This is a genomic window from Paenibacillus sp. FSL L8-0641 (genome assembly GCF_038006265.1).
GTDB lineage: Bacteria > Bacillota > Bacilli > Paenibacillales > Paenibacillaceae > Paenibacillus > Paenibacillus polymyxa_D.
Genome location: NZ_JBBOUW010000001.1, coordinates 1,136,278 through 1,160,316, shown reverse-complemented (window position 1 = coordinate 1,160,316; position 24,039 = coordinate 1,136,278). Strand labels below are relative to the sequence as shown.

General features: G+C 45.1%; 25 protein-coding genes. 6 read left to right on the top strand and 19 right to left on the bottom strand.

The annotated features are described in order from the left end of the window. Nucleotides 1–274: 274 nt before the first annotated feature. The 4 genes from MKY16_RS05145 to MKY16_RS05130 all read left to right on the top strand — a co-directional run bounded on the left by MKY16_RS05145 (nucleotide 275) and on the right by MKY16_RS05130 (nucleotide 4,373). Complete coding sequence (locus MKY16_RS05145) at nucleotides 275–1,201, top strand: ABC transporter permease (RefSeq protein WP_039272522.1); 927 nt, start codon at nucleotides 275–277, stop codon at nucleotides 1,199–1,201. Nucleotide 1,202: 1 nt separating this feature from the next. Then, entirely contained in the window at nucleotides 1,203–2,153 is a 951-nt protein-coding gene (locus MKY16_RS05140; protein ID WP_340954421.1) for an ABC transporter permease, read from the top strand. A 196-nt stretch (nucleotides 2,154–2,349) separates the two neighbouring features. After that, a complete protein-coding gene (locus tag MKY16_RS05135) occupies nucleotides 2,350–3,993 on the top strand; it encodes a peptide ABC transporter substrate-binding protein (protein WP_340954419.1) in 1,644 nt (547 codons plus the stop codon). Beyond that, nucleotides 3,993–4,373 carry a DUF3899 domain-containing protein gene (locus MKY16_RS05130; protein WP_069012386.1) on the top strand — a complete coding sequence of 127 codons (381 nt, stop codon included), beginning with the start codon at nucleotides 3,993–3,995 and terminating at the stop codon, nucleotides 4,371–4,373. Before MKY16_RS05135 ends, MKY16_RS05130 begins: the two co-directional genes overlap by 1 nt. A gap of 317 nt (nucleotides 4,374–4,690) precedes the next feature. On the opposite strand, the gene MKY16_RS05125 is transcribed toward MKY16_RS05130, so the two are convergent. The 18 genes from MKY16_RS05125 to MKY16_RS05040 all read right to left on the bottom strand — a co-directional run bounded on the left by MKY16_RS05125 (nucleotide 4,691) and on the right by MKY16_RS05040 (nucleotide 21,772). After that, nucleotides 4,691–5,368 carry a vWA domain-containing protein gene (locus MKY16_RS05125; protein WP_029517556.1) on the bottom strand — a complete coding sequence of 226 codons (678 nt, stop codon included), beginning with the start codon at nucleotides 5,366–5,368 and terminating at the stop codon, nucleotides 4,691–4,693. Nucleotides 5,369–5,420: 52 nt separating this feature from the next. Beyond that, nucleotides 5,421–5,966, bottom strand: a complete 546-nt coding sequence (locus MKY16_RS05120) for a hypothetical protein (RefSeq protein WP_029517557.1) — start codon at nucleotides 5,964–5,966, stop codon at nucleotides 5,421–5,423. A 337-nt stretch (nucleotides 5,967–6,303) separates the two neighbouring features. After that, nucleotides 6,304–7,404, bottom strand: coding sequence for a toxic anion resistance protein (locus tag MKY16_RS05115; RefSeq protein WP_029517558.1), 1,101 nt, complete (start codon nucleotides 7,402–7,404; stop codon nucleotides 6,304–6,306). 96 nt (nucleotides 7,405–7,500) lie between these two features. Then, nucleotides 7,501–8,181: a hypothetical protein gene (locus tag MKY16_RS05110; protein ID WP_039272509.1), complete on the bottom strand. Its 681-nt coding sequence runs from the start codon at nucleotides 8,179–8,181 to the stop codon at nucleotides 7,501–7,503. Nucleotides 8,182–8,239: 58 nt separating this feature from the next. Further along, nucleotides 8,240–9,271: an ATP-grasp domain-containing protein gene (locus tag MKY16_RS05105; RefSeq protein ID WP_069012937.1), complete on the bottom strand. Its 1,032-nt coding sequence runs from the start codon at nucleotides 9,269–9,271 to the stop codon at nucleotides 8,240–8,242. Nucleotides 9,272–9,288: 17 nt separating this feature from the next. Continuing rightward, nucleotides 9,289–10,125 carry an HAD family hydrolase gene (locus MKY16_RS05100; protein ID WP_029517561.1) on the bottom strand — a complete coding sequence of 279 codons (837 nt, stop codon included), beginning with the start codon at nucleotides 10,123–10,125 and terminating at the stop codon, nucleotides 9,289–9,291. Beyond that, nucleotides 10,122–11,273 (bottom strand): cysteine protease StiP family protein, encoded by a 1,152-nt coding sequence (locus MKY16_RS05095; RefSeq protein WP_340954416.1) that lies wholly within the window; start codon nucleotides 11,271–11,273, stop codon nucleotides 10,122–10,124. Before MKY16_RS05095 ends, MKY16_RS05100 begins: the two co-directional genes overlap by 4 nt. Beyond that, complete coding sequence (locus MKY16_RS05090) at nucleotides 11,270–12,748, bottom strand: phosphoribosyltransferase family protein (protein ID WP_081317631.1); 1,479 nt, start codon at nucleotides 12,746–12,748, stop codon at nucleotides 11,270–11,272. Before MKY16_RS05090 ends, MKY16_RS05095 begins: the two co-directional genes overlap by 4 nt. Next, entirely contained in the window at nucleotides 12,669–13,856 is a 1,188-nt protein-coding gene (locus MKY16_RS05085; protein ID WP_340884493.1) for an HpcH/HpaI aldolase/citrate lyase family protein, read from the bottom strand. The genes MKY16_RS05090 and MKY16_RS05085 overlap by 80 nt, the downstream gene beginning before the upstream one ends. 167 nt (nucleotides 13,857–14,023) lie before the next feature. Continuing rightward, on the bottom strand, nucleotides 14,024–14,758 hold the full coding sequence (locus MKY16_RS05080) for a TerC family protein (RefSeq protein ID WP_029517565.1): 735 nt from the start codon (nucleotides 14,756–14,758) through the stop codon (nucleotides 14,024–14,026). A 26-nt stretch (nucleotides 14,759–14,784) separates the two neighbouring features. After that, the gene (locus MKY16_RS05075; protein WP_208332449.1) at nucleotides 14,785–16,071 is read right to left on the bottom strand and encodes a TerD family protein; all 1,287 of its coding nucleotides are present in this window, start codon (nucleotides 16,069–16,071) and stop codon (nucleotides 14,785–14,787) included. 224 nt (nucleotides 16,072–16,295) lie between these two features. Beyond that, complete coding sequence (locus MKY16_RS05070) at nucleotides 16,296–16,877, bottom strand: TerD family protein (protein ID WP_069012934.1); 582 nt, start codon at nucleotides 16,875–16,877, stop codon at nucleotides 16,296–16,298. 31 nt (nucleotides 16,878–16,908) lie between these two features. Beyond that, the gene (locus MKY16_RS05065) at nucleotides 16,909–17,484 is read right to left on the bottom strand and encodes a TerD family protein (RefSeq protein ID WP_013308970.1); all 576 of its coding nucleotides are present in this window, start codon (nucleotides 17,482–17,484) and stop codon (nucleotides 16,909–16,911) included. A gap of 47 nt (nucleotides 17,485–17,531) precedes the next feature. Next, nucleotides 17,532–18,125, bottom strand: a complete 594-nt coding sequence (locus MKY16_RS05060) for a TerD family protein (RefSeq protein WP_069012933.1) — start codon at nucleotides 18,123–18,125, stop codon at nucleotides 17,532–17,534. A 28-nt stretch (nucleotides 18,126–18,153) separates the two neighbouring features. After that, nucleotides 18,154–18,600, bottom strand: coding sequence for a tellurite resistance TerB family protein (locus tag MKY16_RS05055; protein ID WP_013369616.1), 447 nt, complete (start codon nucleotides 18,598–18,600; stop codon nucleotides 18,154–18,156). Between the two features lie 273 nt (nucleotides 18,601–18,873). Then, nucleotides 18,874–19,821, bottom strand: a complete 948-nt coding sequence (locus MKY16_RS05050; protein WP_340954414.1) for an ATP-grasp domain-containing protein — start codon at nucleotides 19,819–19,821, stop codon at nucleotides 18,874–18,876. 58 nt (nucleotides 19,822–19,879) lie between these two features. After that, nucleotides 19,880–20,428 (bottom strand): YcxB family protein, encoded by a 549-nt coding sequence (locus MKY16_RS05045; protein ID WP_069012931.1) that lies wholly within the window; start codon nucleotides 20,426–20,428, stop codon nucleotides 19,880–19,882. A gap of 312 nt (nucleotides 20,429–20,740) precedes the next feature. Continuing rightward, the gene (locus tag MKY16_RS05040) at nucleotides 20,741–21,772 is read right to left on the bottom strand and encodes a WXG100 family type VII secretion target (RefSeq protein ID WP_340954411.1); all 1,032 of its coding nucleotides are present in this window, start codon (nucleotides 21,770–21,772) and stop codon (nucleotides 20,741–20,743) included. A gap of 198 nt (nucleotides 21,773–21,970) precedes the next feature. On the opposite strand from MKY16_RS05040, the gene MKY16_RS05035 reads away from it, so the two are divergent. Both MKY16_RS05035 and MKY16_RS05030 read left to right on the top strand, forming a co-directional pair. After that, complete coding sequence (locus MKY16_RS05035; protein ID WP_029517570.1) at nucleotides 21,971–22,753, top strand: Cof-type HAD-IIB family hydrolase; 783 nt, start codon at nucleotides 21,971–21,973, stop codon at nucleotides 22,751–22,753. Between the two features lie 89 nt (nucleotides 22,754–22,842). Next, a complete protein-coding gene (locus tag MKY16_RS05030; RefSeq protein ID WP_318628264.1) occupies nucleotides 22,843–23,631 on the top strand; it encodes a formate/nitrite transporter family protein in 789 nt (262 codons plus the stop codon). Between the two features lie 89 nt (nucleotides 23,632–23,720). Here MKY16_RS05030 and MKY16_RS05025 read toward each other — a convergent pair whose 3' ends face one another. Continuing rightward, nucleotides 23,721–23,966: an HPr family phosphocarrier protein gene (locus MKY16_RS05025; RefSeq protein WP_209950003.1), complete on the bottom strand. Its 246-nt coding sequence runs from the start codon at nucleotides 23,964–23,966 to the stop codon at nucleotides 23,721–23,723. Between the last annotated feature and the right edge of the window lie 73 nt (nucleotides 23,967–24,039).

Here is a 24,039-nt window from a genome sequence, read left to right as displayed (position 1 = left end):
TGGCAAACGCTTTAGTTCGTTAACACGTTATCAGAGTATCATCATAACACACCGCAGGATACTCGTCGAGAGGAATGAGCGGAATCTTAGCCTTATATAAATGGAAAACCTGTGACGAAAATTTGACCTGTGTTCTATAATGTAAAACCTTACCTTGACATGTCACCTAAACCGTCTTATTATTTCCTAGTATTCTTATATACTTTTACTTATATTAAATTTTTAGCAGCAATAGTATGTAAATCAGCTTGATAGACAGGAGAAATTAAGCCCCATGTACATTTTAAAGCGTCTTTTTACGATGTTCATTACACTGTGGATTATCGTCACTTTAACGTTTATCATCATGCACATCATTCCGGGTGACCCATTCTCGAACGATTCCAAAACCATTCCGGAAGCGGTATTGCAAAACATGCGTGCCAGGTACAATCTGGACAAGCCGCTCGCTGTGCAGTATGTGCTGTATCTCAAAAATCTGCTAGTGCTGGATATGGGCCCGTCTATTCAATCGAAAACGACGGACGTCAATATGCTCATCGCCCGAGGTTTTCCACCTTCTGCATTGCTCGGTATTCAATCCATCGTGGTCGCGATTATTGCCGGAATTTCGCTTGGAACACTGGCTGCTCTACACCATAATCGACCACTGGATTATATCTCGATGTTTATCGCCATTGTTGGTATTTCCGTACCCAGCTTCATATTGGCACCGCTGCTAATCAAGTATGTTGCCGTTCAATGGCACCTTCTTCCGGTCGCCTCATGGGGAACCTGGCAGCATACGGTGCTCCCATCGCTGGCTCTCGCTGTTTCACCTCTTGCCGTTATCGCCCGCTTTATGCGGACGAGTATGCTGGAAGTCATGCATGAGGAGTACATACGCACTGCCAAAGCGAAAGGGTTGTCTTCTTGGGCAGTAGTTCTGCGTCACGGATTACGCAACGCGTTGGTTCCGGTGCTTTCTTTTATCGGACCGCTATTCGCTTCCGTCATTACAGGTACCTTTGTCGTTGAAAAAATATTCGCCATTCCCGGCATCGGTAAATACTTCGTAGATAGTATCTTTAACCGGGATTATCCAGTGATTATGGGGACGACCATTTTCTACAGTGCCATTCTAGTCGTTACTTTATTTTTAATTGATATTTCCTATCGCCTTGTCGATCCACGAATCAAATTAGTCAGTAAAGGAGATTAACATGAAAGCAGCACCTACTGTCGAAAAGGACAGTCTGTTCAGTCTTGTAGATCGCAGCCAGATCCCCACCGCCACGTTGACCAGACCCAAAGAATCACTCTGGCGGGATCGGCTACGCAGACTTTTCAACAACAAGCTTGCTCTTTTGGGGCTTTCCCTACTAATCATGATTATTGCGCTGGCGATTGTTGGACCTTCCATGGTTTCTTATGCACCTAGTGATCAATCTCTTTTGAAGACGAATCTCTCTCCTTCCAAAGAGCATTGGTTTGGCACGGATGATCTGGGGAGGGACGTATGGGCACGGACATGGGCCGGGGCTAGAATTTCACTCATGATCGGCTTTGCCGCTGCCGCCATTGATTTGGTGCTTGGCATTCTCGTCGGCTGTGTTGCTGGCTATTGTGCTGGGCAGGGTAAAACGGGCGACCGGATCGACAGCATTCTCATGCGTATTATTGAAATTTTGTATAGTATTCCTTATCTGCTAGTCATCATTCTGCTGCTCGTCATTATGAAGCCCGGTCTGCTCACGATGATTATTGCATTATCTATTACTGGCTGGGTCGGTATGGCCCGTGTCGTGCGTGGGCAAATCTTACAGCTGAAGCAGCAAGAATATGTGTTAGCAGCCCGTAGCTTGGGGACATCTCATTCGCGTATTATCTTCAGACATTTGCTACCAAATGCAGCGGCAATCATTATCGTGAATTTGACGTTCACTATTCCGTCGGCTATTTTTGCCGAATCGTTCCTGAGCTTTCTCGGTTTGGGGATTCAGTCTCCTTCGGCCAGCTGGGGGACGATGGCTAACGATTCACTTGGCGTTATTTTAAGCGGTCAATGGTGGCGCCTATTTTTCCCCGGGCTGATGATATCGCTCACCATGCTAGCGTTCAATACGCTTGGAGATGGGCTTCAGGATGCACTTGACCCGCGTTCACAACATTAACAACAGAGAGATCCCAATTGGACAAGGAGGGGTGTCACCATGATCCGCAGCTTCTCGCCTAACCGCAGGAAGAACGGCAGTTCCTTTATCGAAGTGCGCACACGCGGCATACCTGCAGGAAAGGAGGATGAGTAACTCCCGGTAAGGTGTACCTTATTTTTGGCATAACTAATTACAGTAATGGAGGAAAACCACGATGAAAAAAATGCATTGGATGACGATCATCTTACTTTTGGCCGTAACGGCTTTGGCAGGATGCTCTGGTAATACGGACAAAACAGCAAGCAACGACCCGTCCGCTGCTCCTCAAGCAGATGTCCCGCAAGAAATTACTGCCAATCTGGCAGGTGGAGAACCTTATACGCTAGACCCTGCTTTCGCATCAGATACAACGTCCTATTTTGTAATTGATAACTTGTATGAAGGGCTGTATACATACGATAAGGCTGGTAAAATCGTAGAAGGTGCTGCCAGCAAAGTAGACGTATCTCCTGACGGCAAAACCTACACTTTTACTATCCGTGACGGTGCAAAATGGTCGAATGGTGACCCACTGACAGCTAAGGATTTTGAATACTCCTGGAAACGGGTACTAAATCCAAAAACAGCTGCCTACGATCCTTCTGCCCTCTACTACATCAAAGGTGCCGAAGCGTACAACACAGGCAAAGGTAAAATTGAAAACGTGGGTGTTACAGCCAAAGATGATAAAACTCTTGTTGTTGAGCTGAAATCACCGCTAAGCTTCTTCCCCACGATCGCCGTGGGTCATGCTTATCTGCCAGTAAACCAATCGGTTGTTGAGAAAAATGACAAATGGGCAGCAGAAGCAGGCACAATTGTCGGCAACGGTGCGTATGTAGCCAAGGAATGGAAACATAACGAACAAATTACGCTGACGAAAAACGATCAATTCTGGAACAAAGATGCCATTACGATGGCAACGATTAATTTTAAAATGGTGCAAGACTCCACAACGTATTATCAAATGTACAAAACGGGCGATCTGGATCTGATTTTGAGCCTTCCCGTGGATACACTGGATCAGGAAAAGAGCAACAAGGAATTCCTGTCGCATCCGTCTTTTAGTGTGTACACCTATTCTTTTAACGTAAAACAAAAGCCGTTTGACAATAAAAAAATCAGACAGGCCATTGCCTACGCGATTAACCGCGAAGCACTGGCTACCAGCGTAACCAAAGGTGGCGAAACTCCGGCTTACGGTTATGTTCCATACGGAACAACAACACCATCCGGCAAGGACTTCCGTGATGAAGCACCGAAAAAATACTATGAGTTTGACGCTGCAAAAGCGAAACAATTGCTGGCCGAAGGTCTGAAAGAAGAAGGTTTGACCAAGCTGCCACCAGTCACCTTCAAATACAACACTTCGGACAAGCATAAAAAAGTAGCTGAAGCGATTCAGGAAATGCTGAAAACAAACCTGGGTGTTGAAGTGACGCTGGAGAATCAGGAATGGAAAACGTACATTGATACCTTTAAACAGAAGAACTTCCAGATCGCCCGTATGGGCTGGGAAGGAAACTTCCTGGATCCGCTCGGCGTATTGGGGCATTATACTTCCAAAAACTCGAACAACTTTACCAACTGGAGCAACCCGGAGTATGACAAACTGATTGAATCCTCAACCTTTGAGCTTGATCCGGCAAAACGCTTTGAACAGCTCCATCAGGCAGAAGACGTATTGATGGAAGATCTGCCGATTATTCCGATCCAGTTCTCTGCGGACACTGCATTAATCAGCCCTAAGATTCAAGGTATCGTATTTGATGCTCGTTCGAACCCAGACCTGCGCTTTGCGAAACGGGTCGAAAAATAATGATTTTACGTTTTGGGATCATCGCCCTGATTGTCAGTACCTTAGGGTTTCTGTACGCCACCCCCCATCTCTTGAATGGTCGTGAACACATGGCTACTGCAAATCTGTTATTCCTGTTGGGGTTGCTGGGCTTGGTGATCGGTGCAATCTTCCACGTTCTGCAAAGCGGTTTTCTAACCCTCTTCCTGCGGGGATTTGCCGACATCGGACAGTTATTCATTCGTCAATCCAAGGCATTACGAGAGGAAAATGAGCGTTTGCGTTCCGATGAATCTTTGTCAGCCTGGAAAACATCCATGTTCCGCCACCTCAAGGTATATACTTCGGGGTGCGGAGCAGGGCTTATCCTTTGCTCGATGATACTAATGGGGATAAGTTAGGGTGGTATGAGAAGCTTTCTTGCGGTTGGTGAGCGCTGCGCGTGCAGATTGTTCTTCCGATCGCTGTTATCCCCGGATTTCTATTGAATAGAACCTGTAAGGGTAAAATCCGGGGATAAAGGCGAACGCTTCGCTTCTTCAGAACAATTCTGCCCGCTCCGCTGGCAACCTCCGTGGAGATTCTATACGTTTTAGAGGTGTGTAAAGAAAAAGAGAGTTTCGCAAAGCGTTTGCTAGCGGAACTCTCTCTTTTTGCATTTTTTTTATATATTAAGCTTTGAAAAGGGCTCATAGTACTAGTACAACACTTAGTATCCTTAATAAATATGCTTTTCCTTCGCTTCTTGCAGCCATGACGGGAACTCGTTAAGCAATAGTTCGTACAATTCATTATCTTCCATAGATTCGATATCTTGTATTTGAAAAAAATTAGCGTTATCTACCACACGGCCTTGTATGTTGTCGAGCTTCTTTAATACACCAAAATCGGACTCACCCACACCTATAAATTGCCAGAAAATCGGCTCTCCTGACGAATCAATGACCGCGTTGTCGATGTTGTCTCCTTTTCCACGCTTCACACCGCCATCATTAATAAAAATAACAAAGGCCGGATCAGAAGAGGGTTCTTCCTTGGTGTATTTGGCGATGACATCGCGCATCACAGGCGGCTCATCATTACGACCGAACTTGGGCAAATAATCATTGGACAGAATATGTCTTTCAACATAGTTGTCAACATCATTTTCGGTAACGGAAGGCAACCGTGAAAAACGGTGATCATACACCCATACGTCCAGTACACCATCATCATCCAAAGCACTCGCTACTGCAACAATTCGTTCCAACACCTTTTGAACGGTACCATTTTTGTACAAACTTCTCATAGATCCTGAAATATCGAGCACCAATCCAACTCTCGCAGTCACATTCGTTAGATTCTTTTTAGTCAGTACCAGTTGCGCATTCTTTTTAAGTAAAGAAATACTGCTCATGTTCCCCACGCTCCTCTATGATGTTTGCGTTTGTACGTCTAGTACGTCTACTCTACCATCTGCGTCGTTCGTCGCCTCTCAGGGGAAAGTCGCTTAATTCTCCGAGTTGGTCATGTGCAGCCTTATAGATTCGAAGAATAGCTTGTACCTTGTTAAAATCATTGTCTTCCGGACCGAATCCCTCCATATACATCTTTTGAATGATGTTTTGGAAGAAATCCATACGTTCGCGGACGGAATCCTGCTCGATTTGCAGTACCTCTTCAAAGCTGTGTGTCTCGGCAAAATCAGACAGTTCATCAAATTCCTGTTCCTGATATCGATCCCCCCGAGTTTCGGGATTGAGATCAATAGAGGTACGCAGGGTTGATAATAAAATATTTTCGCGTGCCAGCATGACATGAAAATCTTTGTTCTTAAACAGATCCGTAACGATCAGACGGCACATTTCCTTGTTCTGCAGTAGAATCCCGTCAAAAGGATGCAGCGTCCACACACCGTAGTTAAAAAATAAATTAAAATTGAAGCTGCTGCTTCCATACTGATATACAATGTTAATTTTCGATTCGTCGATGATTTCAAATGAAAATTCCAGCATGCATTCTCCTTTTGGATTCCAATATTTAACTCTATCCTATCAGAAAATGCATGATTTTCAATAAAAAATTTTATTTCACAGAATCATTTAACTCCACAATTGAATCTACTTTTTCGCTACTGGCAGCCACAAGTAAATAGACAATGACACAGCCCAAAATAAAGGACATCATACGCTCGCTCTCTCCTTTTGTCATTCGCTTTTTAAGAGTTTATGCACGAGAATGCTATGTATGTTCATCATGTCCTTTATTAGCTGCTGGCAAACCAAAAAAAGACGCCCTTCGGAGTCATCCCGGCGTCTTTTTCATAGATTGGTCTATTATTCTACATTGTCATCAGTTCAAAAACGAGCTTAAACCCTCAGAAGAATTACTATCCTTCAGCGGTTTGGAAGGTTCTTTCCCTTCGATCCCCAAACGTTGGCTAAGGTTGGCATTGATTGCTGTCATTTTACTTGTATAATCATGGCAGCTTTCAATAATCCGACGGTTTGATTTTTCAGACAGATCCAAAGCAGATACCAAATCACCAATCGCCTGATTCACAGCCTCCAGTGACATAGAAGGCTTGCTAAGCAGATCTGTCGTTCTCTCGGTCGTCGTTTTGAGAAGCTTCGCATTTTCCTTGAATTGATTTTCAATGGTACGGTTGGTCGCATCGACGGCTGAAATGATTTTGTCCTGATCCGCCAGCGCCATCGCGATCATAGCCGATACAGTAATCAGATTCGATGTTTTATCAATCGCATTATTTACAGAATCAATCAGTTTATCATTGTTATCATTAATAATATCCGTTGCCGCAATCGCCTGATTGTATAACAAAATCATTTCGGTCATAGACTGCGTACGAGTAACCACCTTGCGCAATCCCCGCTCCAGATGAGGCTTGCGGTTTTCATTTTCCGGCTTGGCAATCTCGGTCTCAAACAGTTCTTTCAGGCGATTACCAAAGGCGATCTTCGTCTGTAAATTGTAGATTTCTTCAATGGAGGCTTTCTTCAACTGTCTCATGCTGACGATGTTTTCTTCCAGATTATCCTTACCATCTCTCAAGGCAGTAATGATTTTCTCGATGTTCGTCTTCACCGACTGATACTTGTAAATGTAGTTTTTTAACGGGCTTTTACGCAGAAGCTTGCCAAAAAAACTCACATTTTTGCTCTGCTGGAGCGTTTCACATTCATCACGCAGCTTTAAGATCATATTGGATACCTCAGCCCGATCACCGGACATGAGGTCGTTTACCGGACGATCCAGCATTTTAAGGGTCTGCCCCGCACGTTCCTGCGTTTTAACCCCCAACTTACCGATATCATCCATTAAGGTATCCAAGCTCATGACATCGCTTTGTGATACCTTCTGAATCAGCTGTGAAGCCTCCTCAGTCACCTTCTGTTCATCTTCTTTTTTCAACTCAGCCCATGGGGTCGCCATACGCTACCTCCTATTCTAAAAAACAACTGTTCCCAAGTATAATCGTTGTTTTTCAGAGCAGCTAATTTGCTACTTTTTTATTTTCTTACAAATCGCCTACAATTCGGAACTGCTATAACGCTGGTGAATAAGCTCCGCTTTGCTCTGTAATTCCATCAGATCCTTATGCTCCACCGTGGATACAATTACTGATATTTTACTATCCACATCCCGTAATCCGTTTAACAACGTCCTCCGGTTGGTACGCTTCGCATCGCCGCTGAGCCGAAGAAACGGATTAATTAGCCCATTCAAATCCTTCAAAATCAATCTCCGAACCGTATGATTCACTTCGCTGTTGTTCAGTTCATGCAAAAGCGGAATGACCCGCTGCAAACGTGCAAATAGAGCCAGCGCCTTCTCGACAATCTCGTTATCAAGCGCATCCTTCTGTCCCTCGGAGATCACCATATCCTCCAGTACCTCCAAATACTCCATCACCTGAGCAAATTCACTGCTCACCTGATCTGGTTGACGTACTTGTCCTGTCATAGACTGCGGTCGAACGGCAGCTTCCTTTTCATGCTGCTGTGTCTCACCGACCTGCTCCTGCACCACCGGAATCACGGAACCGGTCAGATTGGGGCGAGGATGGCGAACAGCCATGATGGCGCTGTATCCTCCCAAACCAAGGATCGGAATCGCCAAACACACAAACAGTGGCAACCAAAAACTTAGTAAAAGCGCAATCAGGTAGCTAACCACAGCAATCGTGGCACCCCACATTTTTGACGTCATAGCTTGTACCTCCTGACGTAAACCCTTACCATATTGTAGAAAACAATATTTGTGTGTGTCAATGTACGGATTTACGTATGGTGATTGGCTGCTCGATATGACTGGCTAAAATGTCGTATTGCGGATGAAGTGAACCGATCTCATGACCCAAAGCCGATTTCACCGCTAGATAAGGAAAGTTGATACCTGACAAACATGATACATGAAGTCCTCCGGACATCCGCGGATTGATCTCTAGCAGCTTGGCATGCTCGCCGTTATATTTTACCTGAATGTTATAATTGTACGGAATATGATACGCCTCAGCGACCTTCTGTGCCACCTCCAACAGCTCGGGATGCTGCTCCAGCAGCCGTAATCGTCCTCCTGCCTTCCTACGCGGAACTGCTGCTAGCAGCTTTCCGTTCCGGTCAGCCAGGCAGTCAATACTGTATTCGTATCCCTCCAGCAACTCCATCACCATCAGATTGGGAAATGATTCTGTGGATGACAATACGCGGTGTGCTTCCTCGAATGAAATATGATTCAGCGCATGGCCGAACAGTTCCTCCAGCGGATTACGTTCATTGTCGATGATACGAAAGCCCATTCCGCCTTCCGCATTACATGGCTTGAAGCATACCTTATGCCCAAGTGCTATTAACGACTCATAAGCCTGTTTAAACTGCTCAGCATTGCTGGCAATGGCATAATCGGGAATCGTGACAATGTCCTTTTGACGGATGGATTCATAAAACAGATCCTTTTCCATCAGTTGCTCCAGCAGTTCGGTATCTTGGCATACCATCACTTTTGTCCCAATATCATCGAACAAATAAAGATGCTTGCTAATATCGAGCATATTCCACCGTGGGATAAAGACATCAATTCCGTGCCGCCTGCAAAAATCAGCGCAAAACCGTGCGTACTCCACACCACTGGTGCGAGGCTCTACTTCAGCTACATCACTGGCCTGTAACGCCATATGCTGCGGATCAGAGTGCGTCGCATAGATCTCGAACGGAATACCGTCCTCATTGTTACGAATAGCATTCATATAATGATACGCCACTGAAAACCAGCGGTTAAAATACACTTTAACCTTCTTCACAGAGCCACGTCCCCTATCTATTCTGAAAATGAAGTTTGAGCTGCGAACACACTCCGGTGTATTTCATGAACATACGCCATGATTTCGTTCGCTGCATAAACCCCCGACACTTCTGTAAAACGATAATTGACCTCCAGCTTATCCCGCAGTTGTTCCCGATACAATTCACCATGACGCGGAGCAATCGCATAATCGGCATAGTCCAGCAGACAACGGTCTAGCAAAGAGTCACCGGACGCAACCACGGTCCCTCCATTCGTGAGGTTACGGATATGCTCCACGGCTGCCTGTTTATTCACGGCTGCAGGTACCAAATACACCTTACGACCTTGAATGGATACCTCCCAGCCCATTTCACGCATGATTCGCGCCTTCTCCAGCACCTGTTCCAGCGGCATACGATCCCGTTCAATCATGAAAGCATAGAATAACTCGTCGCAAAAGCGTTCGTTTACCACCCAATCTTCATGCAGCACCTGCCCGAACACCTGACGTGCTTCTTCCGCGTGAGCACCATCACGGCGCACTTGTTCATGAATACGTCGATTCCACTCTCGATCCACCTCGCCTCCAACGATGATGTTTCCGCCATTACTCGTCACGGCATATGCGGGAACCAACTCCGTCTGAAACACGGTGATTCGTCGATACTGTTCCATCGTCCGAGTCGTCACGGGCATAAACATCACATCTTCAGGCAGTGTCTTTAGCCATTGCAGGGCTTGTTCAGAAATAAAAGCCGATGTCGCCCCGTTTATCTGTTCCGCAGGCAACAGACCAGGGGACTCCAGCGGTACGCCAAGCGAACGTTTGGAGTAAATCAGTGTCTGATCCAGATCACTTGCGTAGATCATTCTTGTCCCCCCTTGAGCGGCTTGATAATTCCGCAGCAGGAATAAGTCAATCCTTCAAATACCTCTACGGGCACTCCACGATCCTTTGCCAGCAGCATAATATGCTGGAGATTCGGATTATCTTCGCGATCAATCAGAATTTTCCACGGCACTCTGCGCAGCAGTACACGAGTCGTCTCCCCCACTCCGGGCTTGACCAGATTGATATCCCGAATGCCAAATGCCTGCTGAATCGCCTCAATATCCCGTAAGCCCTGCCATGTCACCGCAGGCGGATTCAATGTCATTAGTTCAGCATATGCAACGGCCGCTTCAGCCACGTCTTGAAAATACCCGGATACCGTATCCACAAACGTATTGGACTGATCCACTGACCGCCAGGATTCATAAAATTTGGCCCCATGGAAATCGTCAGGGCCTATGAGATCGTCGCGTAATACCGTCCGACTCATTAAACCTGATACAGTCGAATTCAGACAAGCACTTGGAATCAAATAATCTTCTCGTGTACCAAAGGTTTCTGAACATCTGCCCGGATCGGCCAGCACCGCCAGATCATCATTTAGGCGCAACCCGTAATCCGCATTCATCTCACGGCAGGCCTCAATCAATACCTGGCGAATTGCCCCTTTCCCCGTCCAGCCATCGACAAACTGAAGTTCAATCCCCAGCCCATGCTGCTGTAAAATGTATAATATCGCATTCCGGTCAATGCCTTTGCCACGAATAATAGAAATGCTGTAATGCGGCAAGGATACGCTATACTTCCAGTCAATATAACGCTTGATCAGGATACCAATGGGCGTCCCTGCTCTAGCCAGAGAAACAATCGCCGTATTTAAGCCTCTTTTTCTCACAATCATCTCAGCCACAGAAGCTGCCGCTAATGCAACCTTTTGGGCAGATTGGGCAAGCGTTTCGTGAAACAATGCAATATACTCTTCGGTGGGCTCGTATTCCACTGGCAGCATTTCTGAATAATGGACGCCCGACTGAATCGCCTCTTCACGATCCTCCGTCCCTTTTTCCAACGTAACCCTACTCAAATCCTTCAATAAAAATGTGACATCCGAGGCAGGATAACTGCCTAGAGGTTTGGGCGGATGAATGTTCTTCTGTTGTATTTGCTCCATGAGTGCTTGCTTCATATCCGCGCTCCTTTACTCTCCTGTCTAGTTAAACCGTTAAAATAAACGACATGCACTTTATCGCAGCCCAGACGGTTCAAAGCCTCCAGCATGGGGTTCATCCGCTCTAGGTCCGACTCCCTTTCCATCAAAACGAATATTTCGTCATACTGACCAGGGTCTACATTATAAATAAAATTGCGTATCGTACTGTCCTCAGGCGATGGATATGTCACACCACAAGCGACTCCATACCCTTCTTCTCGGTGGGGATATACCGGGCTGCGTGTCGTCGATTGAAAATACACATCCGGGCCTAACTCTGCTGCAATCCGCATTGGAATGTACATGAATTCTCCCGTGCCCATAACCAGCGTGCGTTGCCCAGAACGAAGTTGCTTCAGTCGTTCGGCTGTACGCGTGATTTCTGCATCCAACGCTGAATTGTCAATGGATTGTAGACCAAAACGGCCTGTATATTTTAGATAAGGAGCTGTATTGGTGTAGCCGTCCGTTGACATGGAGCTGTGTACTACCCGCTCAAAACCGGAAGCCTCCTGTTCAAAACGGTGGTCAATTATTCCAGAAGCATCTTTATTAACCTCTGCCATGCTAGTGGCTGCATGTTCTGGGTTCCCAGCCTGTCCAGCATATTCTGCGTGATCCAGTATTGGTACTCCCTGTACCTCAATCTTTCCTTTGAGCAAGCTTAAAGGCGTAATCGTAATGCCTAGCTCTACCTCCAGATCAGCGAAAGCCTGCTCGTCGCTGTCTGTCCGCCAATCCAATAACGAAGCAATCACATACTGTTTACGCGGAAAATGCTCCTGAATATCCCGTATGATATTAAGCGTTGTTTTCCCCGTCGTAATTTCATCATCTACCAGCACAATCGGGCCATCACCCGCAAAAGCACCTTCATCCAGTGCATAGCAACGATGATCAACAGCGTGCGAATGCTCTTCTTCAAACCGAATAATAGGCCGAAGGCCCGGGATATCCTCGCGCGTCGTATGAATATACGAGGCCCCGTCGTCAAACAACCGATACATACTGTGTCCCAGTGCTGTAGCCGTCTCGGCAAAACCAACAAACTTGATCGGCTCCGTAAAAGCAAAAGCTAAACGCTCATCCATCAGCTTTCGATAGGCCTCTTTCGCATAGTCTGGGTTAAGTAGTCCTCTCACGGCCTCTCCAATCAGTTCATCCATCTGTTGTCCCGCTTGTGGGACAAGCTCCTTATATAGCAGGATCGCCAGCGCCGCACCACTGAGCAGAGAGGTGTATGGGTTTACCGGAATATGCTTGCCCAGCACCTTGCTGACAAATAAAAATGAACGCTTTTTATTGACCCGTGCCGCCATCGCAAACAGCTTGTCCACAGGAAGACGGAATGGATTATGAGTCTCCGTAATTTTAACGCTGAACTGCTCCAGGATTGGCAGCAGATGTGTTTTCGTGGTTGGGTAAGAGACTGACAAAATGTTGTTGTTCATGTAACACCCCGTATACTTTTGATCTATTGATAATTCGATGAGCCCAATTCAAATGCGGCTTAATTTCATTCATTTTGTTGGCATAGGTACTTTTGAATACACCCAGACTACCGTCGTTACGCTCAACAATTTCAAGTGCATCCATATACTCTTCATGTGTCACCGCATACATGGCCTGTACCGGCTTAATATGGGAGGGATGAATAATCGTTTTGCCGATAATCCCATTCTCTTTGTCCATCATGACTTCTCGGATCAGTCCGTCTACGGCATCTGAGATGAAGTCCATCCGCAAGTGTCGGCCCGGCTTCCCAAGTGCATCTTCGAAAGGAGATACTCTTAATTGAGGTTTAAAGACACGTTCTCGGTGAGAGAAATATTCCCATACAGGACCGGAAATGACGTAATTTGAGCCCACGCGTCCAAACAAGTTAATAATATCTGCGATGCAATCCCGAATGACGGCAATTTCATAAATCGTAATATCCGGGCTGCGTCTCAAGCCATATAGACTGGAAAAATCGGTTGCTCCAATGCGTACATTCAACACATATTCCTGGTACTCGTCTAAGATTTCTTTAATCGACAACAGCTCTTTCCAGCGGGATTCCCGATAAATGATTTTGGAGCTTTCAAGAATCGGTAGCCCGTACAGCACAGGCATGTTGTTTTCGTTTCCTGCCCCTGTATGCATACTCCGGTTATATTCTGCAATGAGTGCAAAATACGCTCGTCCATTATCAGAAGAGAACTTGGGTAAGACAAAGCCCGTGAGCAGCGACAAAGATTCACCCAAACCGTTCAGTAGTCGTTCCAACTGCTCCACAGAGCGCACACGCACAAATAACAAAGGTAATTGCTGTTCACTCATCATCCCCGTCCGTACATAAGACAATAGTTGAAACAGCTGCTGCGCCAGCGATTGTTCCGCCTGCCCGACCTGCTGATCCCCTATCGCATCCTCCAAATCCAAAATGACCGTTGTTAACCCTTCATGTTTTCCATTTTTGATCTCTTCCGCTACTTCCGAGCGGGTCGCTGGCATGTACAAAGCCGCTCCTATCGCATAAGCCAATATACTTTTGGGAGAACGGTTATGAAACTCCAACGGTGGAGTATAAAAGATCGCTTCTACTTCCTCAGAGGTTAAATCATTAAAATATTTCAGGGCTCTTCCCCTCCTCTTGCTCTTTCTTGCCTGACTGAAGCCCTGTGCTCCGGGTATAAAAGAAATCCCCCCTTAGTTTCAGGAGGGATTTCGCTATACTTTGTACATTAAGCCTCTTTGTCGGCCTTTTTCTTTCTTTTCGCCGAGCTGATAACCATTGTGCCTACAAAGACAGCAATCAAAATGCCGAAGAATAAAATCTGCGACATATGAAAGCCAAAAGCAGCAGCCAGCATTTTACCCCCGATAATGGCGATCATAATAAAGGCTGTCTGTTCCAGTTCCGGAAATTTATCAATGAGCTTGAGGAACACTTGAGCAACGCCACGCATCATCAGAACGCCGAGAATACCACCCAGGAACAGAACCCATACTTTCTCGCTCACACCGAAAGCTGCAATGACGCTGTCAATACTGAAGGCAATATCCATCAGTTCGACCATTAATACCGTTTTCCAAAAAGAAGTAGGTTTGTTTTTCACTTCTCCATCACCTTCGGACTTGAATAAGCCCTTATAAGCGATATAGAGCAGATAAGCTGCACCCAGTACCTTAATCAGGGTGAACTTAATCAGGAATGTACCCAAGCCGATAGCCAGGAACCTGAATATATACGCACCCAAAATCCCGTAAAATAAGGCTCTCTTCTGTTGTTCCTTAGGTAAGTGTTTAACCATAACTGCGAGAACCAAGGCGTTATCCGCCGATAAAAGTCCTTCCAGCAAAATGAGAGTTCCTATAATCCCCCAACTCACTGGATCAGTAAGCGTACCTACAACATCACTCCATGAAAAGAAATGGCCGTAGTTTTCGCTGATATTTTTAAACAAATCATTCAACATGAAAAGAGTGCCTCCGATAATTCAATTTATTTGCTACCCTGCGACCAGCGCATGCCCCAGTTATAGGCCCGATCCAACTCACGATGACCGCCATAGAACTGCACGAGTCTTTCAATGCTAAACGTTTCATCGTTTACATTTTGGATCATGGCAATTGCACACATCCCTTTGCGATTGTCATGTTCATTCATGTGAACGATAATGTCCGGCCCATCCTTCTGGTACAGCGTGACTACCCCGTCCGCTTGTGACCAGTTCGTGACTCCTTCATAGATGAAGGTAAACACCAAAATTCGCTTAATTTCAGAAATTTTAGCACCGTTGATGCGAAGATTTTCCCCTGTTTTCACAGAGCCTGTTCGGTCGTCGCCATCCAGAGCAATGTACGGAAAGCGATTTAGAGAACCGAAAACTTCCCCGAGCGCCTGTACAACGCCTTTATCTCCATTCTTCATCTCATATAAGCAGCCCAGATCCAGATCGACACCCTTGGAGCCGCGATTAAAAAATCCCTTGCTTTGCTGCACCTGATTCCAGTTCAGATTGATCAGGATTTCACCCAATCCGCCTGAGCCCTTTTTCAGATTAATGGTGTCGCCCTTCTTCTTCAGCTCAATTTTCCGCAGATTCAGATTCACCGGTGTTGCAGATGGCTCTGGCTTCGGAGCAGGTGGTACTGGTGGCGGCGTTGGTGCTGGTCGAGGCGCTGGTGCTGGTCGAGGCGCTGGAGACGGAGGTGTAGGCACTGGCGTGGGAGGAGCCGGATTATTTTCCACTTCAATCCCAAAATTAACGCACAACGCATCCAATCCACCGGAAAAACCTGCGCCAATCGCGTTGAATTTCCATTCCCCGTTATGACGATACAGTTCACCAATGACAATCGCCGTTTCCACTGTAAATCCACTGTCCAAATTAAACCGCAAAACCTCTCCGCTAACCGGATGAGCAAAACGAATGAACCCACCTTGAACCTGTCCAAAATTTTGCCGTTTCTGATCCGCATCATAAATCGTCAGCGTAAACGCAATCTTCTCGATGTTTGCAGGAATTCGCGTCAGATCAAGGGCAAATTGCTTTTTGTCACCGGACTGTTGTCCGTCTGAATAGGTGATAAAGGGAGTGGTCGGATTGTTATAAAAAATTAAATCCTCATCACCCGATACTTTTCCTCCAGGACCTAGCAAAAATGCCGAAGTATCCAGCTCCAGAGACGCTGGGGACTCCCAGCCAATCCCTACGTTGACATGGGTCAGGCCCGGATTTGTTTTCGTCAAATCCGCCTTCTGTCCCTTTACTACGATAACAGCCATGATTGTGTCACCTTTCTGTCGGTTTGTCATGTGTCAGCGTACGCTAATGTAGCATTTTGGATCATTCGATTCCCAACGCACATAAGAACAATATATAGACAAACTAAAGCGTTTCGATCTATATATTGCTGATTTGAAAATGCTCTTGGGATTTATGCAAAATGCTCAATGTAATAGCTTAAAAAGAAAGGGTAGCGCCCTATGGACACCACCCCAAGTGGATATTATTGAGCGTCCAAGCCATAGTTTTTAGCAAGCGCACCCAATCCACCAGCAAAGCCACTACCGATAGCCTGGAATTTCCAGTCTGCATTCTGACGGTAAAATTCACAGAATACGACGGCCGTTTCGGTGGAAAAATCTTCTCCCAAATCGTAGCGCAGCACTTCACGATCCGTTGCTGCATCTACCACACGCACAAAAGCATTGGACACTTGACCAAAGTTTTGCGCGCGTGCCTCGTAATCATAAATGGTAACCGTGATCCCGATACGGTGGATGTTCGCAGGAATCTTCGAGAAATCAACGATGATTTGCTCGTCATCCCCATCGCCCTCACCTGTACGGTTATCGCCTGTATGGGTAATCGATCCTGCTCCACCTGTCGGGTTGTTGTAAAATACAAAATCATCCGCAGCTTTGGCTTTGCCGTCTTCATAAAGTAGGAAAGCTGAAGCATCCAGGTCAAAGTCCGCGCCACCACTGTATTTATTCGTATCCCATCCAAGACCTACAACGACACGAGTCAAGCCAGGATTCGTTTTGGTCAGATCAATACGTTGTCCTTTGGAAAGGCTAATGGTCATTCCGCATACCTGCTTTCTTTGTATAGATTTTTTATGCCAAACCGTAATCGCGCGTCAATCCTGCAAGACCATCTTGATAGCCGCTACCAATGGCATTGAACTTCCATTCACCGCTATGACGATACAGTTCGCCTACAACAACGCCTGTTTCGATTGAGAAATCTTCTCCCAGATCAAAGCGGACCAATTCTTCATTGTTTGCTTCGTTTACGATACGAGCGTAAGCACGGGACACTTGTCCAAAGTTTTGGCTGCGTTCTTGTGCTTCATAGATTGTAATCGTAAAAGCGATCTTTTCAACGTTAGCTGGCACGCTACCCAGATCAATTTTAATTTGCTCGTCATCTCCGTCGCCATCACCTGTGCGGTTATCCCCTGTATGAACGACAGAGCCGTTCTCATTTTGTGGGTTATTAAAAAAGACAAAGTTCTTATCGGATTCTACTTTACCTTCCGCATTAGCCAAAAATACGGATACGTCCAGATCAAAATCTTTACCGCCATCGTATTTATTTGTGTCCCAACCGAGACCCACTGTGATTTTGGACAAACCTGGATTTGTTTTCGTCAAATCGATTTTTTGACCTTTGGATAAGTTAATTGCCATGAGTAAGAACCCCTTTTCACATTAAGTTTTGTATGAGCAACCTAAAATTACATATAACGCTGAGCCAGCACATCAATATGTACGGCATGGGTTCCTTCACCGATTGCAGCAAACTTCCATTCGTTGTTATGACGATAGAGTTCTCCACAGACCAGTGCGGTCAGCCCTTCATAATTATCAGATAAATTAAACGTCACCAGTTCCTTGGAATTAGCACCGTCCAGAATGCGGATATACGCTTTCTCGATCATGCCGAAGTCCTGTTTCCGGTTAACGCAATCATATATATTCACAACAACAAGCACTTTGTCGACATTGGCAGGAATACGTGCCAGGTCAATTTCAATTTGTTCATCATCGCCGTCACCTTGTCCGGTCAGGTTATCACCGGAATGCACGACAGAGCCACATGGACTTTTTTTATTGTGGAAACACACTACGTTATCTGACTGAGTCAGTTTTCCGTTGGCATCCAGCAAAATGGCAGAAGCGTCACAATCAATATTGGGTTGCTTCTTGAAGCCAAAAAATCCTTTGGACTGTACAGGGTCCCATCCCAATCCTGCTATAACCTTGGTCAGTCCTGTGTTTCCCTTGGTCAAATCAATTTTCTGGCCCTTGACCAGATTAATTACAGCCACTGATTAACACACCTCCCTTCCGTAAAATTTACAGACTAAATTCAGACGGATTCAAACCAAGCGCGCCGCAAATCTCAGCCACAATTCGCTGCTCATTGGCATCAAAGTCACCATCAGCTGCGCCAATAGCGCTACATACGCCAACGACGAGTCGGCCTACTTCTGGCTTACCTTTCAATTTACCAATCGCCTTCAGTGCTTCCTGTTTACCGATTTCAGGTGAAAACTCAAAGTTCGCTACATAGTGATTGAAACGGTTGATGACCTCACCCATATCAAACACTTTCAATTCTTCACTGATATTTATGTATCCGGCCATTTTTGTTTTCTCTTCCGGACTAATCGTACCGTCAGCAAATGCTACTAATGCACAGCCTGCAACAACAGCTTCCATAAAATCTTTATTCTTAAACTTCTTAACTTGGTCTCCAAGTCCTTTTTTAGTTGTATTCAACCAATTTTTAAATGTACTCATGTTTCCCTCCACAATTACGTATTTGGGTAAAGGTATCCTAGTTAATTTCTTCCTTTACTATAACCTGAATTACGATCTTTTTCTACAATAATATACAAAAATACGGTAAATCCGATCTATTTATTATTAGTATCCTCTCTATCTTTAGCCCTATTTTCTACATAAAAGGCCCTCTTCTATCATCCATCATTTGCTACCCCAATTGCAAGTCTGTGAAATGTCAAAATTGATAGAAAGGCACAGCCTTCCAATTCAACAGAAGCACTGTGCCTTTTACCATAATCCACGGTTCACCACCACTTTTTTTAAATTTGTATAGAACGCTTCAAGATCCGTGTTCTCAGGCAGTCCCGAAACTTGCCCATCTCCCAATTCTATAATAATCCATTGTCCTGCTTGTGTACGAGCAATATCCATTGTGAAAAATGGACTTTGGATTTGACGTGCAATCTGAATAAATTCATCCAGATCTGTAGGAACGGTCTCATATGCAGCCTCATCCCAGTAATTAACTGTAAAAACAGGCTCTCCGAACATGAAGAATAGACGATATTCTTTAGACAAGGGCATGCCACTTTTGGGGTGAAGGGTAAGAAATTCTAAAGGTACGAACTCCCTTAACACAACTCCTCCATTCAATTCTGTCCCCTGAAGTTCAACAAAACGACGAATCACCCGTTCCACATGCACCTGATCTGACGCATCCGGGATATAACAGGCGTCCAGCCAATCATGTTTCCGTGATTTAACGAAGTCCTTGACCATTATTGCTGTCGTTCCAAAAGGTATGACCGCCTCTAGAATATGCTCCGCATCCAATTGGTCCCGCTCCAGCCATACACTCCGAGGCGTAAAATTTTGAATTAACGAGTATGAATCGGGAAAATAGTGACAGTTCCTATAACTCTTAGCACTTGTCAGCATCCTGATTCGATCGGCCTCCAAGGCTGCAGTCCAAGCACCATATACTTTGGGCCTTAACATCCATCCACGGTATAGCGCGTTCACGTACTCGCTTCCCTGTTTAGCAACATACTCTCGCATATTCTTAGAAACAATATATGGGTTAGACTCTGATCCTTCCCGTTCATCCTCGATCAGATTATCAAAATTGACCAACCCTATATCAAAACCAAGACTCTGTGCAACCTCGCACTCTTCACGGTAATCCATATCTACACTTTTAGAATTTAGAGGATCACTACAAAATAGAAGATACATATGAGTTCCTCCTTTTAACAAATGTATTAGCCTTTAATTTTATTTACCATAAATATAATTATTTTCTATTTAATTTGCTCATTTTGTCTATAAATTTATAATCCCATCTCTCTGATCCGATCTGGGTTATCAACAGTTCTTTGAATTGTCGGCGCTCCAGCCTACTAGAAAAAATCCGCTTGGGGACCAATATAAATTTATGATTAGGCAGCAATATATAAAAGGCAGTCAGCGTATTAATGACCCCCTTTACTTCATCCCAGTTGTAACCCGCAGAGTACGTAAAATGAAGACCCTCCTTTGAAAACTCATAATCTTTTTCAATAGGCCATTGTGGGTGATTTAGGTAGTTAGCTTTCACTTCTTTAATAGTAAAGAAAGGAATAATTACAAAAACTAAGAATGGAAAGAAGAACATCGCTATCGTATTAGGATCTACTTCATTATCTACTATAAGCTTGTATGTAGCCATAATGACCAACAGAAACTGGATTGATGCCATCAACTTAAGCCCAGTAGACTTCTGATACTTCAAACAAAAATTAAATAACATGATATCTTTCAATGTTAGCCTGTACGTGTACAGTAATGTCTCTGATTGTTGCATATCGTAACTCCTCTCCCTACCCTCTCAAAACAACACAACTACTAATACTAATGGATGGTTTTTTCATTTACTATTTCACCCTCTAAAACTAGTACTTTAATCTTTTTCGAATATTCAATTAAATTACCTTGGATATGTATTCTATCTATTTAATATATCGGAATTCAGAAAAAAATGGTAAACCAAAAAATCCACAGACCTCTCCAGCTAGTGAGTTTACAGTTTCCACCTGCCGCTCACCTGTTCTAGAAAAAAAGACTGTAGATTTTATGGGTACTCCTAAACACGTTATTATCGTTCACTGCTCAAGATCTAGTTATAATCCTCCCAATAGCGATACTCCATTTCATTCTCACCTTTGGTGACGATGATCATGTTCTCAATATGTCCGGTTTCTTTATTCGTTCGGTAGATCATGGTACGGGTTTCGCCCTCATCGGGTACAGAGAAAAGTACTTTGTCACTGAGCATGCCGCCACCAATGCCGACGACGTGTTCCCCCCAGCCGGAGGCTGCGCCAGTACCGATGCCCGAACTTCCCCCACTAACACCAGCCCCGCGCGACAAAATAAGACCTATTCCATATCCGGTGACGGTCTGGGCCGTTTTACCTAGAGCATGCTCTCCGGCTGATTGGGTATGCTTTTGGACCCAGTAATCGTATTTATCCGTATTTTGCTCATAACTCACAACATTCCCTTTTTTATCTATAGATATATCCGTTTTGCTTCCGTCTTTACCTGTCAGTTCGGTGACGGCGACAAGGGAATCGGATGTGATCTTGGAGGTCTCTCCTGTATTGTAATCTGTACGGGTAACGGAGTCCTCATATTGCAGCTGCAGGACATTCATCTGGTCGTGAATTTTCTGCATAACCTGCTTGTCGCCGATGGCCTCGGCGTTTTTCAGTAGTTCCTCATATTGATGATATTTAACCGCGTCTGCCTGCTCCCATTCGTCTATGTTTTTGGGCTGCTTGGCAATTTCACCACCATGATCTCCAGCCTCTCCACTGCCTGCCAGCGCTGCGCTAGCGCTCATTGCCGCAGCTAGGGCTGTCCAGAAGCCACGTGTGCTTTCACCATCCGCATTTCTAAATTTCGAAGCGATGCTTTTCAGCTCAATTTCAATGGATTGAACCTTATTTAATACAGAAGATAGTGTATATTTAGCCGTTCGATAGTCATTATAAAAACGATTCCTCTCCATACCATCCCACTGGTTGTGAAGGTAGTTCATTGTGCTATCCAGGCCATTTAACTGGTTATACAGTGTGCCGTGGGCATTGGCAAATTGGGAGGCCACGCTGTCCAGCTGCTCCGGTGTGACTTGGATTTTTGTCATGGTGATCACATCCCATCTATGAAATAGGAGATAGAAATTATATTTTACAGTAAGCCTTATTTCATATTGTAAGCTATAGAGGTCGGACATTCATGAGGATTTATACGTATTTGTGTATTCAGAAGCAGTTCCTTTGATATAATGAATCCATATGAGTTCATTTCGACAAATACATTATTGAAAGTCAGGTGTAGGGACATGTCAGACAAAAAAATTATCTTTTTCGATATCGACGGTACATTGCTGGACGATGACAAGAAAATGCCGTTAACGGCAGAAAAGGCCGTCTTTGCTTTGAAAGAGCTGGGACATGAGGTGGCCATTGCAACAGGACGTGCGCCTTTTATGTTCAAAGATATCCGCGAGCAGTTGGAAATTGACTCCTACGTCAGCTTTAATGGGCAATATGTCGTGCTCCGCGGGGAAGTGGTCGCTACCAATCCGTTGAACAGAGAAGCCTTGCAAACGATGACCGATCTGGCCCTCACACATAATCATGCTCTCGTATATATGGATCATATGGACATGAAGGCCAATATTCCTAACGATGAGCTTGTAGAGAAATCGGTCCAAACGCTTAAGGCCAAGATTTCAGTTGGATACGATCCGCTCTATTTCCAAGGAAGAGATATTTATCAGACGCTGTTGATGTGTACAGCAGAAGAAGAGCCTTTCTATGAAACGGTATTCAAGGCGTTTGACTTTGTGCGCTGGCATCCGAGTTCTGTGGACGTTGTTCCTCATGCTGGCTCCAAAGCGAAGGGTATTCGCGAAATTACGTCCAGACTGGGCATTGCCGCTGAAAATCAATACGCCTTTGGCGATGGCTTAAATGATGTGGAGATGCTGACAGCTATACATAACAGCGTCGCGATGGGCAACGGCTGTGATGAAGCCAAAGCCGCAGCTAAAATGGTCACAAAACGCGCAGATGAAGACGGTATTTTGTACGGACTGCAAAAGCTTGGTTTGTTAAGCTAACAGAATTGCTGATAGACTGGACATGTTTCGGGAAAAATAAAGTCTGTTTAAAGACTTACATATGAGAAAATAGGAGGTTGTCCTTAAATATGGAGACGGAAGGCTTACGCAATGTCGAACAGCTAGCCATGAAGAAGTACAAAATTTACAAGCAGAGCCTACTCCGGTATTTGGCACGTTCCATGCTGGCGAGTATGTTCATCGGGTTCGGCGTTATTGTAGCCTTCAAGACGGGCAACTTTTTTTACATGGAGCATTCTCCATTCACTTATCCCATGGCGGCGCTCACATTCGGAGCGGCTATCATTCTGATCGCTTACGGCGGCGGGGATTTGTTTACAGGTAACACCTTCTATTACACTTATGCTGCACTCCGTAAAAAGCTACGCTGGGGGCAGGTGCTTCGATTATGGGCTACCAGCTATGGCGGTAATTTGCTGGGTGCGGGGGTATTTGCACTCCTTATTTACTTGACCGGTCTGTTTGACTCCTCCAGCGTGAACAGCTTTCTACTGAGCGTGGTTGAGCATAAAATGGAAGCGCCTGCAATGCAGCTATTCTTCCGAGCCATTTTGTGTAATTGGCTGGTCTGTCTTGCCTTTTTTGTTCCCATGTTTATGAAGGAAAATGGTGCAAAGATGTTTGCCATGATGCTGTTTGTGTTCTGCTTTTTCATTTCGGGATATGAACATAGTGTGGCTAATATGTGTACTTTCGCCATTGCGCTCGTGCTGGACCATCCGGGTACAGTTTCTGTCGCTGGCGTGATCCATAATCTCGTTCCGGTTACGCTCGGAAATCTGGTTGGCGGCGTGCTACTTATGGGGGTTATGTACTATTCGGTGAATCTCCCGTTTTTGGATGAGAAAGAACACTAAAAAAAGAAGCCGTGGGACTTAGGTTCCACGGCTTCTTTGCGTTATTTTAGTAATAGATCATCCAGTGTTTACAAGTGCCTGCTTGCCTTTTATCCTTCTTGAGCAGGAAAATGGATAAACTCCTCCAACTCCTTGAACAGCTTCTTGGGATTAACATTGTCAGGTACAACCAGAGTTAGCGGCTCATCCAGCTTCAGCACGTACATGCCTAAAATGGATTTGGCATCTGCCATGCCGCTTTTGCCATGAATCCAGATGTCATACGTAAAATTGGATACGATTTGATTGATTTTTTCAATATCCTTAACGTCTTTTACCTTGATGGGTGTCATCATTGCACAGCACTCCCCTGCATTGAATTGGGGCTTACGAAACAAGCCTTAACATCACTTTACCCCATATGAAGCC